Source organism: Streptomyces sp. NPDC102259 (genome assembly GCF_044766465.1).
GTDB lineage: Bacteria > Actinomycetota > Actinomycetes > Streptomycetales > Streptomycetaceae > Streptomyces.
On the sequence record NZ_JBIWMA010000001.1, the window covers coordinates 636,709 to 648,984 of the forward strand.

The 12,276-nt window shown below is 72.7% G+C and carries 12 protein-coding genes; 6 read left to right on the top strand and 6 right to left on the bottom strand.

What is annotated here, in order from left to right; genetic code table 11:
• The first annotated feature begins 458 nt into the window (after nucleotides 1-458).
• The 6 genes from ACIRPU_RS02885 (at nucleotide 459) to ACIRPU_RS02910 (ending at nucleotide 5,356) form a co-directional block, all read left to right on the top strand.
• Nucleotides 459-692, top strand: coding sequence for an acyl carrier protein (locus ACIRPU_RS02885; protein ID WP_403860759.1), 234 nt, complete (start codon nucleotides 459-461; stop codon nucleotides 690-692).
• A gap of 210 nt (nucleotides 693-902) precedes the next feature.
• Nucleotides 903-1,976: an SAM-dependent methyltransferase gene (locus tag ACIRPU_RS02890; protein WP_355705704.1), complete on the top strand. Its 1,074-nt coding sequence runs from the start codon at nucleotides 903-905 to the stop codon at nucleotides 1,974-1,976.
• Nucleotides 1,973-2,362, top strand: coding sequence for a cupin domain-containing protein (locus ACIRPU_RS02895; protein ID WP_189917447.1), 390 nt, complete (start codon nucleotides 1,973-1,975; stop codon nucleotides 2,360-2,362). The genes ACIRPU_RS02890 and ACIRPU_RS02895 overlap by 4 nt, the downstream gene beginning before the upstream one ends.
• Entirely contained in the window at nucleotides 2,359-3,435 is a 1,077-nt protein-coding gene (locus tag ACIRPU_RS02900; protein ID WP_403860763.1) for a pyridoxal phosphate-dependent aminotransferase, read from the top strand. Before ACIRPU_RS02895 ends, ACIRPU_RS02900 begins: the two co-directional genes overlap by 4 nt.
• A 26-nt stretch (nucleotides 3,436-3,461) precedes the next feature.
• Nucleotides 3,462-4,505: a methyltransferase gene (locus ACIRPU_RS02905; protein ID WP_403860766.1), complete on the top strand. Its 1,044-nt coding sequence runs from the start codon at nucleotides 3,462-3,464 to the stop codon at nucleotides 4,503-4,505.
• Nucleotides 4,502-5,356 carry a hypothetical protein gene (locus ACIRPU_RS02910; protein WP_403860769.1) on the top strand — a complete coding sequence of 285 codons (855 nt, stop codon included), beginning with the start codon at nucleotides 4,502-4,504 and terminating at the stop codon, nucleotides 5,354-5,356. The genes ACIRPU_RS02905 and ACIRPU_RS02910 overlap by 4 nt, the downstream gene beginning before the upstream one ends.
• Nucleotides 5,357-5,437: 81 nt before the next feature.
• On the opposite strand, the gene ACIRPU_RS02915 is transcribed toward ACIRPU_RS02910, so the two are convergent.
• The 6 genes from ACIRPU_RS02915 to ACIRPU_RS02940 form a co-directional block, all read right to left on the bottom strand.
• Nucleotides 5,438-6,157, bottom strand: coding sequence for a thioesterase II family protein (locus ACIRPU_RS02915; RefSeq protein ID WP_403860772.1), 720 nt, complete (start codon nucleotides 6,155-6,157; stop codon nucleotides 5,438-5,440).
• Complete coding sequence (locus tag ACIRPU_RS02920) at nucleotides 6,154-7,653, bottom strand: class I adenylate-forming enzyme family protein (RefSeq protein WP_403860775.1); 1,500 nt, start codon at nucleotides 7,651-7,653, stop codon at nucleotides 6,154-6,156. The genes ACIRPU_RS02915 and ACIRPU_RS02920 overlap by 4 nt, the downstream gene beginning before the upstream one ends.
• Nucleotides 7,650-8,198 (bottom strand): hypothetical protein, encoded by a 549-nt coding sequence (locus tag ACIRPU_RS02925; protein WP_355705698.1) that lies wholly within the window; start codon nucleotides 8,196-8,198, stop codon nucleotides 7,650-7,652. The genes ACIRPU_RS02920 and ACIRPU_RS02925 overlap by 4 nt, the downstream gene beginning before the upstream one ends.
• Nucleotides 8,195-9,319: a beta-ketoacyl synthase N-terminal-like domain-containing protein gene (locus ACIRPU_RS02930; RefSeq protein WP_403860778.1), complete on the bottom strand. Its 1,125-nt coding sequence runs from the start codon at nucleotides 9,317-9,319 to the stop codon at nucleotides 8,195-8,197. The genes ACIRPU_RS02925 and ACIRPU_RS02930 overlap by 4 nt, the downstream gene beginning before the upstream one ends.
• 203 nt (nucleotides 9,320-9,522) lie before the next feature.
• Nucleotides 9,523-10,560 (bottom strand): rod shape-determining protein, encoded by a 1,038-nt coding sequence (locus ACIRPU_RS02935; protein ID WP_403860781.1) that lies wholly within the window; start codon nucleotides 10,558-10,560, stop codon nucleotides 9,523-9,525.
• 219 nt (nucleotides 10,561-10,779) lie between these two features.
• Nucleotides 10,780-12,270 (bottom strand): FAD-binding protein, encoded by a 1,491-nt coding sequence (locus tag ACIRPU_RS02940; protein ID WP_403860783.1) that lies wholly within the window; start codon nucleotides 12,268-12,270, stop codon nucleotides 10,780-10,782.
• Nucleotides 12,271-12,276 lie beyond the last annotated feature (6 nt).

The following is a 12,276-nucleotide window of genomic DNA, read 5'->3' on the forward strand; positions in this document are numbered from 1 at the left end:
TTCGCACACAGGGTAGAAGCGTTGGCCAAAGGTGTTCTGTTTAAGTGCTGGCCGACATTCGACCCTTGACTGGCTCGATGGCCGCTGCCTACTCTCCGAATATCGGCAATCTGCCGTCAGGGTGAGCAATCACCTCATGGACCGAACCGGTTTGACCGACCGGTGGAGCGTCCGTTTCTACGGGGGAAAACAATTGAAGCTTCACCGAGCCACGCCCAGGGGCGTGGCCGTTCCACGGCTGCGCCGCATCCGGGGCGATCGACCGTGATCCGTCATGACACGGGGGAATTCTTTTGAACGACGACGGCGTGAGAACACGTCCGGATCCGTACGCCGGACCGTCTTCCGGGCTGCCTTCCGGGCTACCCTCCGGACGGGCTTCGGGACCGCCTTCCGGGCCGGCCTCCGAGCGGCCCGCGATCCCGCCCGCGCAGGTCGTGGAAGAGCCCGCGCAGGCCATGGAAGACCAGGTCAGAGCCGCGTGGGTCGAGGTTCTGGGGCATGACGACTTCGATGACGACACGCCCTTCATCGAGGCGGGCGGTCATTCCCTGAAGGCCACGCAGGTGCTCATCCGACTGCGTCGGCGGCTGGGTGTCCGGCTGCCCAACCGGCTGTTCTTCGACCATCCCACCGTGCGCGAACTGGCGGTGGCGGTGGAACGCGTCGCCGCCACCTCGCCCCGCGTGTAACCGGTCCCCGCGTGTAACCGGGCGCCCCGCGTGTCACCGGTCGCCGCCCGATGCGCACGTCGGCATCGGCTGGACGTCGGCATCGGCTCAAGGCGGGCTCAAGGCGGGCTCAACACGGATCAATGCGGGATCAACACCGGATCAATACCGGATCGGCAGTCGGCTCGACCGGAGCTCGGCATCTCGACAGAAACCAGGAAGGCACTTCTCGTGACTGCTCCCCTTTCCCGTGACGGCCTCCAAGAGTTAGGTGAAAGCGTTTTCCGTCCCGCCGAATGGCAGGGCGCCGCGAACACCCCGCTCGATGCCGACACCGCGTTCAACGGATTCATTTCCACGCATGTCGTTTTCGCCTTGGAGCAATTGGGGCTGTTCGCCTGGTTCGACGAGGACGACGTCCTCGACGTCCCGGAGTACTGCTGGCGCCGACAGGTGCACGAAAGCGTTTTCCGCCACTTGCTGTCGGCGGCGGAGGCCTTCGGGTATCTCGACGTCAGGGGCGACCGGGTGACGCCCACACCGGCCTGGGGTGAACTCCGCCGGAAAATAGGGTTCTTCACCTGGGGCGTGGGCGGATACCACGACGTCTTCGCCAATGCCGCGTCCATCGCGCGAGGGGAACGCGCTTTCGGCAAGGACGTGTTGCGCAACGAGGCCATGGTGGCGCTCGGTTCGGCCCAGGCCGACATGGCGCTGATGCGGAACCTGCTCGACGAGCAGATCGCCGCCCTCGACTTCTCCGTCATAGCCGACCTCGGCAGCGGGATCAGCGAGCGCGTGTGCCGCCTCGTCAAGTCCCGTCCCGGCGCCCGCGGTCTGGGCCTGGACATCAGCGCCTCGGCCACCGCGCTGGCCGCCGGCACCGTCGAGCGCCACGAACTGGCCGACCGCGTCCAGCCGATCTGCGCCGACGTCCTCGACGTCCTCTTCCGGGGCCGCCGCATCGAGGGCGCCGACCAGGTGGACGTCGCGATGAGCTTCATGTTCCTGCACGACCTGCTCGTCGACCCCACCACCCGGACGGACGTCATCCCGGCGCTGCGCAAGGCGTTCCCGCGCGCGCACACCTTCCTGCTCGCCGACACCACCGTCCGGCCCCGCGGGGAGAAGGACACGCTGCCGGTCTTCTCCAGCGGCTTCGAGCTCGCCCACGCCCTGATGGGCGTCCCGATCTACACGCGCGAGGAGTACGAGAACCTCTTCCACGAGGGCGGGCTGCACCTGCGCCGCACGGTTGCCTTCGGCGCCCCGCACACCTACCTGTTCGTCCTGGAGGCGCAGTGACGACCGAGCGATGTCCCGCCGACCCCGAGATCGTGGAGGGTCTGCCCATTCCCCTCGCCGTGGCCGGGCACCACCAGCCCGCGCCCTTCTACCTCACCGCGGACATGTTCGGCGGCCTGCCCGTGCAGCTCGCCGGCGGTGAACTCAGCACCCTGGTCGGCAAGCCGGTCGCCGCGCCGCACACCCACCCGGTCGACGAGCTGTACCTGTTGGTCTCCCCGAACAAGGGCGGCGCCCGCATCGAGGTCCAACTGGACGGCAGACGCCATGAACTGCTCTCCCCGGCCGTCATGCGGATCCCGGCCGGCAGCGAACACTGCTTCCTCACCCTCGAGGCGGAGGTCGGCAGCTACTGCTTCGGCATCCTGCTGGGGGACCGCCTGTGACCCCGGCCGCGGGACAGTCGGCCCCCGCCGTCGGCACGTCGTTCAACACGAGTGTCCCCGGGGCCGATGACCTGATCCGGCTGCATCTGAGCGAGAGTCCGCACGGGGCCAGCGAGGCGGCCCTGCGGGCGGCCGAGCGGGAGTTGGGGCGGGCGAACGTCTATCCGGACCCCGAGCGGCAGGAGTTGGCGCGGGCGCTCGCCGCGCACTGGGATGTCGGCCCGGGCCACATCGCCGTCGCCAACGGGAGCGACGAGCTCGTGCTCGCCACCGCCCTCACCCTCGGGGACCGGAGCCTTCCCGGTCTCGTCACCGACGGTACGTTCCCCGGCTACCGGGCCTGTCTGGAACTCATCGGGCGCGGCTGCACCGCCGTGCCGCCGGCCGGCACGGCCGTCGACGTCGCCTCCTTCGCCGCGCGGCTGCCCGGACACGGGATCGGCTATCTGTGCAACCCGCACAACCCCAGCGGCGCGGCCCTCACCCGGCAGGAGCTGGCCGCGCTGGTCGACGTCTCCGGCCGCAGCGGGGTCCCGCTGGTGTGCGACGAGGCGTACATGGAGTTCGCCGACCCGGGCACCCCGCAGACCCGCGACCTGCTGGCCGGGGACGCGCCGGTCGTCGCGCTGCGCACCTTCTCCAAGGCCTACGGCCTGGCCGCGCTGCGCGTCGGCTACGCCGTCGGCAGGCCCGATCTGATCGCCGGGCTGCGGGCGGCCCTGCGCGCCCTGCCCTTCAGCGTGAACCGGCTCGGGCAGGCGGCGGCGACCGCCGCCCTCGGCGACCGGGACTTCGTCGACGGGGTACGCCGGGCCACCGCCGAGCGCAGGCGCTGGTTCGTCGGCGAGCTGGACCGGCGAGGGCGGGCCCATCTGCCCTCCGTGACCAACTTCGTCGCCGTCGCGGCCCGGGACTGCGCCCGCGCGCAGGATCGTCTCGCCGCTGATTTCGGCATTCTCGTTCGCAATGCGGGACTGTTCGGATTCCCCGGCTACCTCCGTACGTCGCTCGGCGAACAAAAGGACCTCCTGCGGTTCCTCGACGCCCTCGACGAGATCGAGAAAAGCGCCTGAATTTCCACCGAGACTGGAGGCTTTTGGTGTTCCGCCAAGACCCGTTGAACACGATCCTCGCCCTGGGCTCCGGGTTCACCCCCACCGCCGTGCGGGTGACCGCGACCCTGCGCCTGCCCGACCTGGTCGAGCAGGGGCACCGCACCGCGGCCGCCCTGGCCGCCGAGACCGGCACCGACGAGCAGTCCCTGGGCCGCGTCCTGCACTACGTCAGCCTCCTCGGCCTCTTCGAGGAGACGCACGACGCCGAGTCGCGGCAGCGGACGTACGAGCTCACCGACGTCGGACGGGTGCTGCTCGGCGACCATCCGAGCAATCTGCGCCGCTGGCTGGACTACGAGGACCCCAGCCGGCCCATGGAGGCCCGCTTCGAACCGGCCGTCGGCCGGCTCATGGACGCCGTACGCACCGGTCTGCCGGTGTACGAGCAGGCGCACGGGCGGCCCTTCTGGAAGGACCTGGAGGCGAACCCCGACATCGAGAAGTCCTTCAACGCGGGCATCGCCCGGATCGCGGAGCGGCTCGTGCCGGAACTCGCCCGCATCTACGACTGGGCGTCGGTCGGGCACGTAGTGGACGTCGGCGGCGGCAACGGCTCCCTGCTGCTGAAGCTGCTCACCGAGCACCCGGCGCTGCGCGGCACGCTGCTGGAGCTGCCGAGCGTCATCGACGAGGCCGCCGGGGTCACCGCCCCGGTGTCCGACCGCTGCGAGCTGGTCGCGGGCAGCTTCTTCGAGCCGATCCCGGCCGGCGGTGACGTCTACCTGATCGCCAACACCCTGCACAACTGGAGCGACCGGGACGCCGCCCGCATCCTCGGCCGCTGCTCGGCGGCGCTCGCCCCCGGCGGGCGGGTCGTGGTCGTCGAGCGGCTGCTGGACAGCGGCAAGGACCCCGTGATGGCGAGCTACGCCGACCTGCTGATGCTGGTCCTGCTCGGCGGCCGGGAACGCAGCATGGACGACCTGCGCGACCTCGGCGCCGGCGTCGGGCTCACCCTCACGGACTCCAGGAAGTTCGAGCTGCCCGGCCACTGGCTGGTCGAGTACACCAAAGAGGAGACCCGGTGAAGCGTTCGCTGAACCCGGACGAGCCGAACGCCCTGCTCTCCTACGACTTCGACCGGGGCAGCAACTACGAGAACGTCCTGCACCTCACCGACGCCCTCGGCGCACTGGTCCCGGAGAGCGAGACGGAACACCCCGACCAGCGGTTCTTCCAGGTCACCCATCTGATCACCGAGTACGCGTGGGTCCAGGTGCACTACGAGCTGCGCCGGGCGATCGGACACCTCGACCAGGACCGCCACCACCAGGCGGTCCGCATGTTCGACCGGGCCACCGGGCTCAGCGAGGTCACCGTCCAGGCGGTGCGGCTGCTCACCGACCATCTGCCGCAGCACAGCCTGCTGATGATGCGCAACGCGCTCCCCGAGGACGCCACCGGCCTGGACTCGCCCGGCTACCGCAACCTGCGGCGGGTGGCCCGTCCGGTCTGGAAGGCCTACGAACAGGCGGTGGAGCGCGCCGGGCTGTCCCTCCAGGACGTGATCGCCCAGCAGGACGACGGCTACGACGGCCCGCGCTCGCCCGGGTCGCAGTCGCTGGCCCTGGTGCGGGAGGCGATGCTGCGGCTGGACGGCAGCGTCCTCGGCTGGAAGCAGCACCACCTGATCATGGTCTGGTCGCAGCTGGGCGGCCAGCCCGGCCTGCGCAAGGGCAACGAGGACGGCGACGACGAGCTCGAGCTGCCGCAGAGCCTCGGCGGCCGGTCCCTGGCGACGCTGGAGGCCCGCTCGCAACTGGCGCTCTTCCCGGAACTGTGGCGGGCGGCGGAGGACGCGTACTGGCTGCTCGGCACCCGGCACGACACGGACGCCCCGGTGCGCGGCGGCGGGAGCGGCTGTCCGGTGCAGCACTGACACCGCTCCTTCGGCGTCGTCCCTCTCGCGATGCTCCTTCCGGCACCGCCCCTCGGCGAGCGGGCCGCCGACCGGTCTCGGTCAGCGGCCCGCTCTGTGCTGTGCCAGGCCGAGGAGCCGGGCCACGACCTCGTCGAAGCGTTCATGGAGGAAGAAGTGGCCGCCGTCGAAGGCCTCGCCGACGTGCGTGCGCCGCGTGTAGTGCCGCCAGCCGGCCATCACCTCGGGCGGGGTGTCCGCGTCGTCGCCGCCGTACCAGGCGACGAGGTCGCTTCGGAGGGGCCGCGGCTCGCGGTCCGGGCGGTGGCCGGCGAGCAGCGCGAGGTCGCCGCGGATGACCGGCACGAACCGGTGCCGCATCGGTGACCGGCGCACCTCCCGCGGGATCCGGCCGTTCTCCGCGAGCGCGTCGAGCAGCGCGTCGTCGTCCAGGGCGAGCAGGGGGCCGTAGGAGGAGCCGCCGAGGAGATGCGGCGGCCGGGTCGCGGCGACCACGACGAACTCGGGCGCGGGCCGGCCCAGCGCGTGCAGGGCGAGGGCCGTCTCGTAGGCGAGCAGGCCGCCCATGCTGTGCCCGAGGAGCGCGTACCGGCCGGCCGGGTCCAGGCGCAGCGCGAGGTCTGAGGCGGCCGCCCGCAGGGTCGCCGCCCGCGGCTCACGGGAGCGCAGGCCCTTGCCCGCGATCTCCAGCGGCCGGGCGTGCAGGGCGGCCGGCAGCTCGCGCCGCCAGCGCACGAAGCTGCGCGCGGAGCCGCCGGCGTGCGGCACGCAGTACAGGGTGAGCGGTTCCGGGCCCGTCACTTGTGGTGCTCGCCCGCGCGCAGCGGCTGGATCCGGACCGTCAGCGGCAGTTCGTTACGGGTCAGCAGCGACCGCAGATGCCGCCGCATCTCCGCCTCGGAGGGCGGTACGGCGTCGTCGACGAAGACGTCCAGTTCGAGGACGGCGGAGTCGTCGTCCACGACGGCGATCCTGGTCGCGGCCCGGACCACACCGGGCAGCGACTCGGCGGCCCGGCGCACCGTGGCCGTCGACACCTTCTCGCCGCGCACCATCGCGAAGTCCGACGAGCGGCCGTGCACGTACACGTATCCGTCGTCGTCGACGTGCCCGATGTCGCCGGTGGCCAGCAGGCCGGGCTCGATCAGATCGCCGCGCTTGGACGGCGCGGGCTCGCCGACCCGCCTGCGGTAGACGGTGTCGGAGCGCACGAGCAGCTCGCGCTCCCCGGTGTCGGTGGGCCGGGTGAGCACCTCCACGCCGTCCAGCGGCACCCCCACCGAGCCGTGCCGGTGCGGGGGTTCGAGGTGGGCGGCGAGGGTGGACACCCGCGGGCCGGCCTCGGTCAGCCCGTAGGTGAGGTACAGGCCCAGCTCGGGGTTGAGTTTCAGCAGGCGGGAGACGTACGACGGGTCCAGCGCCTGGCCGCCCACGGTCAGTGTGCGCAGCGGCGCGGGCAGTTCGCCGCCCGCGGTGACGACGGACTTCACCAGGCTCGGGGTGAGCGAGGAGAGGGTGACGCCCCGGCCGGCGACCGTGGCCAGATAGTCGGCCACCGAGAACGGCGGCCCGGCCATGACCAGCCGCGAGCCGTGCACGAGACCCCCGAGGACCTGGGCGACCAGCGCGTAGGAGTAGTAGACGGGCAGGCTGACCAGGGCGGTGTCGGCGGCGTGCTGGCCGAGGGAACGGCCGTGCCGGCGGGCGTTGCGCAGCAGGGCGTCGAGGCCGTGCAGACAGCCGGTGGCCATGCCGGAGGTGCCGGAGCTCATCAGGATCACATGGCCCGGCCCGTGGTGCAGATACGGTCGGCCGGTGAAGAGGCCGAGGTCGGCGCCGCCGGTGCGGGTGACGTCGGTGACGCCGTACGCGTCGGCCCGGATCGCCGCCCGGACCAGCGCGCAGGCGCCCAGTTCGCGGGCCACCTCGCGGACCCTGGACACCGGGGTGGACGGGGAGAGCAGCACGGGGGTGTGTCCGGCCAGCGCGACGGCGAAGAAGAACCGCAGCGCCCGGATGCCGTTCGGCAGCGCGATGACGACGACGGCGCCGGGCGGGGCGGGCAGCGCCGCGAACCGGTCGACCAGGGCGGGCAGCCCGACCGGGCCGTCGGGATCCTCGGTGGGCGACAGTTCCTCGACGCGGCCCAGGAAGTCGCCGACGACGGCCGGGTCGAGAAGCGGATCGGTCAGGTCCGCCGAAGCCGCGCTCGGTGACGTCGTGTTCGGTGAAGCCGCGCTCGGTGAAGTCGCCATCCGCGGGGTGGTGTTCTGCGAGGTCATGTTCTGCGAGGTCATGTTCTCCGGGGCCTCCGCGTGGGCGTCGGCCCACTGACGACCAGGCAGTGCGCCCGGTGCTTGCCTTCGTCGTCGACTTCGTGGGTGACGACCAGGACGTGGGCGGCGCTCGGCGGGTCGCCGAGCAGCCAGTCGCCGCACAGGGCTCTGGTGAGCGGCACGGCCGGGGTGAGGGGCATGGGCAGCATCGACACCGGCCCGTGGAAGCCGAACGCCGAGCAGACGACGCCGACGAGCGAGCCCGCTCCGGCGCCCGCGAACCGCATGGGGGAGACCCGGCCGCGCGGGACGGACTCGGCGAGCGCGCGCAGGGTGTGGCGGGTGGCCGGCGCGCTCACCCCGATGACCCCGACCTCCTCGGGCCGGCTCGGCGCCGCGTCGCCGCAGTTCTCCAGCGCGTCCGCCACGGTCGCCGCCATCAGCCAGGCCACGGGGTCGGCGTACACCCCGGGGACGCGGCGCCCGATCGTGCCCGGATCGTCGGCCTCGACCAGGGCGGAGCCGGTGATCACGGCTCCCGCGGGGCACCACTGGGCCGGGTTCACGCGGCGTCCCCGACCGCGGTCAGCTGCTCGGGAGCCGCCATCAGCAGGCAGGTGTTGAAGCCGCCGAAGCCGAGGGTGAGGCTGATGCCGAGGGAGCCGGTGAACTCCCGGGGGCCGTCCGCGGCCAGCGCCAGGGTCAGTTCCGGCATGACCGTGCGGGTGTGCGGGAGCGGGGGCACGCTGCCGTGCCGCAGTGCGAGGAGCAGGGCGATGGCCTCCAGGGCGCCGGTGGCGCCGAGGGTGTGGCCGAGGGCCGGCTTGGTGGCGAACACGACCGCCTCCGACTCCGTGCCGAAGACGGTGCCGTAACACGCCGCCTCCGCCGTGTCGTTGGCGCGGGTGCCGGTCCCGTGGGCGTTGATCACCGCGATGTCCCGGGCGTCGGCCCCTGCCCTGGCCAGGGCGCGCCGGACGGCGAGGACCGCGCCGGCCCCGGTCTCGGCGGGGGCGGTCGGGCCGGTGCCGTCGTTGGACGCGCCCCAGCCGCGCAGCTCGCCCAGGATCCGGGCGCCGCGCGCCGTGGCCGCGGCCCGGGTCTCCAGCAGCAGGAAGCCGGCGCCCTCGCCGAAGAGGGTGCCGTCGCGGTCGGTGTCGAAGGGGCGGACGGTGCCGGACGCCGCGAGGGTGCCGAGCGCCCGGTGTCCGAGGAGCTTTCCCTCGGTGAGCAGGTCGATGCCGCCGCACAGGCAGCGGTCCGCCTCGCCGCCGGTGAGCAGGGCCGCGCCGGCCAGGACCGCGTCGGCGCCGGAGGAGCAGGCGGTGCTCACCGACGCGGACCCGGCCACCCCCAACCGCTCGGCGACGGCGGCCGTCAGGACGTGCGGCGAGATCTCGGCGGCGTCGTCCAGGTGTGGGCCGAGGCTGCTGCCGAGCACCAGCGTGTCGACGTCCCCGGCGGGGCAGCCCGCGTCGCGCAGGGCGGCGGACGCCGTGGTCACGGCGAGCGAGACCTGGCGTTCGGACGGAGGTCCGGCCGGCCCGCCGTCCGTCAGGAGGGCGGCGGGCGCACGGTCGGCGCCGGCCGACTCCCGGATGCCGACGCGGCCGTTCGTCAGCTGTCGCCACACCTCGTCGAGACCGTCACCCAGCGCTGTGGTCCAGCCCATTCCGGTGATGCACACGGCCCGATCGGGGTCGGCTCTGCGGAAACCCCCCAATTGAATCCCCCCGGTGTTCAGATAAACGCTCCGAGCGAAGCTCGGCGTGACCCGCTCAATCCCGATTTGCTGATCGAAATTCTATTTGCATACAGCAATCGTATTTTAACGAAGGAGTTCTGGGGTGGCAAGGGACGCAGGCCGCGCCCGCACCGGCGCCCGCCATGTCAGGCTCCCAGCGGGTCCAGGGTCAGCGGCTCGATCTTGCCCTCCAGCATGGCGCCCAGGCCCTGTGCGGCGCAGATGTCGGGCCGTTCCGCGATGTGCACCGGCATGCCGGTGGCCTGACGCAGCATCTGGTCGAAGCCCGGCAGCAGGGCGGAGCCGCCGACCATCATGATTCCGCGGTCGGCGAGGTCGGCGACCAGGTCGGGCGGGCACTCGCGGAGCACCCTGCCGATGCCGTCGAGCACGGCGGTCAGCGGGGTCTCGATGGCGTCCCGGACGGCCGCGGTGTCGACCTGCACGGTACGGGCGAGGCCGGTGGCGACGTCCCGCCCGTGGATCTCGGTGGACGCGGGGCCCTGCGAGGTGAGGCCGTTGCCGGAGAGGGCGACCTGCAGGGGCCGGACGGACTGGCTGGGCAGCATCAACTCGTGCTCGTGGCGCAGGTGCTGGACGATCGCGTGGTCCACGGCCTCACCGCCCACGGGGATCCGCTCGGCGGTCACGATCGAGCCGAGGGAGAGGACGGCGACCTGGGTGGCGGCCGCCCCGCACACCATGATCATGGTGGCCTCGGGGCGTTCGACGGGCAGCCCGCAGCCGACGGCGGCGGCGATCAGGGTGTCGACGAGTTCCACCCGGCGGGCCCCGAGACCCACCAGGGTCTCGATCGCGGCGCGTTGGGCGAGCGGGTCGGCGTCGTGCGGGGTGCAGGCGGCGGCGCGCAGGAACGGCTTGCGGCGCAGCTGACGGCGGATCTTGTCGCCGAGCAGATGGCGCAGCATGCGCTGCGCCATCTCGATGTCGACGACCGTGCCGCCGGAGACCGGCCGCACGACGCGGATGTAGTGCGGCGTGCGCCCGGTCATCTTCTCGGCGAACTCGCCGACCGCGATCAGCGCGCCGGTCCGGGTGTTCACGGCGGCGGCGGACGGCTGGTCGACGACGAGCCCGGCCCCCTTCACGTACACCCGCGTCCGCGCCGCTCCCAGGTCGACGGCGAAGTGGCAGCGGCGCAGCTGCTCCAGACTGGCGGTCATGGCAGGTCCTCCCGAGAGCACAGACCGTGCAGGCTCGCCGGGCCGGCGAACCTCTCGTGCGTGGGCCGCCCGGCGGTCGGCCTCCTTCGCATGGTGCGGGGGCGGGGAGGAGGCCGCCTTTTCGGGTGGGCCGGGCGGGGTGCGCCCGAACGGGGGGTTTGTGTCACATGACCAGATTAAGTATGAAATACGGTCGGGTCGGGGAGGCGCGCGGCCGGATCAGCCGAAGACGCCCTGCCCCGGGACGAGGATCCCCTGCGGGTCGTACGTCCGTTTCGCCGACGCCAGTCCCGGCCAGGCCGGACCGAAGTGGGCGCGCCAGTCGGCGGGTGTGAAGGGGATGCTGCCGACGGGGTACTGGGTGCCCCCGGCCGCGGCGGTGGCGTCGTAGGCGGCGCGGTTGGCCGCCAGGAGGCGGTCGACGGCGGCGGTGTCGTCCGGCGCGGCGGAGCTCAGCACGTCGAAGAGGTACGACACGGCGTCGTCCGAGGTGCGCAGCAGCGGGGTGGTGAGGCGGTCGCCGCGCAGGGGGTAGAAGAGGATGACGGCCCCGGGGCCCACGTCGGCCGGGGTGAGCCCGCCCAGGATCCGCGCGCCGAGGGTCGCGGCGGAGCTGCCGGGCAGCATGAGGTTGAGCCAGGGATGGGCGTACGTCCAGATGCCGGCCGCCTTCAGGGCGGCGATGACGGGGGCCAGCCGGTCGAGGAAGTCGTAGTAGGGCTGGTCGGTGGACTGGGCGCTCGCCGGGTCGTGGCGCAGCCCGCGCAGCAGCGCCGTGTCGTCCGGTGCGGGGCCCACCGGCTGGCCGTAGGCCACCGCCTCCAGGACGAAGACCCCGAACGCTCCGGCGGCGTCCGGGTAAACCTGTCCCTCGACGTAGTCGAAGCGGCCGTCCTGCACCAGGACGCGCTGGTCGTCGAGGAAGACCTGCAGGTCGTCGTAGGTCAACTGGTAGCGCCGTACGGTCCGGGGCGCGGGGACCAGGCGCAGGGTGGCCTCGACGATGACGGCGCACTGGCCGAGGCCGGCGAGGACGGCGTGGAAGAGGTCGGCGCGCCGGGACGGGGAGCAGCGCACCAGCTCGCCCGCCCCGGTGACGACCCGCAGCTCGGTCACGTTGTCGACCTGGGCGCCGTGCCGGTGGGCCTGGCCGCCCAGCCCGCCCACGGACAGGGTGCCGCCGACGGAGAGTTCGAGGTAGTCGGTGAAGACGGGCGGGGTGAGGCCGTGCGCGAGCGTGGCCTGGGCGACCGAGCTCCACCTGGCGCCCGCGCCGACGGTGACGGTGGTGCTGTCGGGCCCCAGCGGTCCGATGTCCGCGAGCGTCGCGGTCTCGATGACCAGACCGCCCTCCACCTGGGCCTGACCGAACGGGGCGTGTCCCTGGCCGCGCGGCGCGACCGGCAGACAGTGGTCGTTGCAGAAGCGGACCATGGCGACCACGTCACGGACCGAGCCCGGGCGCAGGACGGCCGAAGGACGGCGGTGCACGATGTGCCCGTAGTCGTCGGCCGCCGCCGTGAGGGAGGGGTCGTCCGTGACGAGCGTGCCGTCCAGCCGGGGCACCCTGGCCAGTTCCGTGACGGCCTCGGCGTCCGGCTCGGCCGTGGTCGCGGCCCAGCCGCGGGCGCCGGGATCGAAGCCGATCACCGCGGCTCCGGTGACCGTGAGTCCGCGCAGGACGGTGCGTCTTGACGGTGTGCTGAACATGCGTGT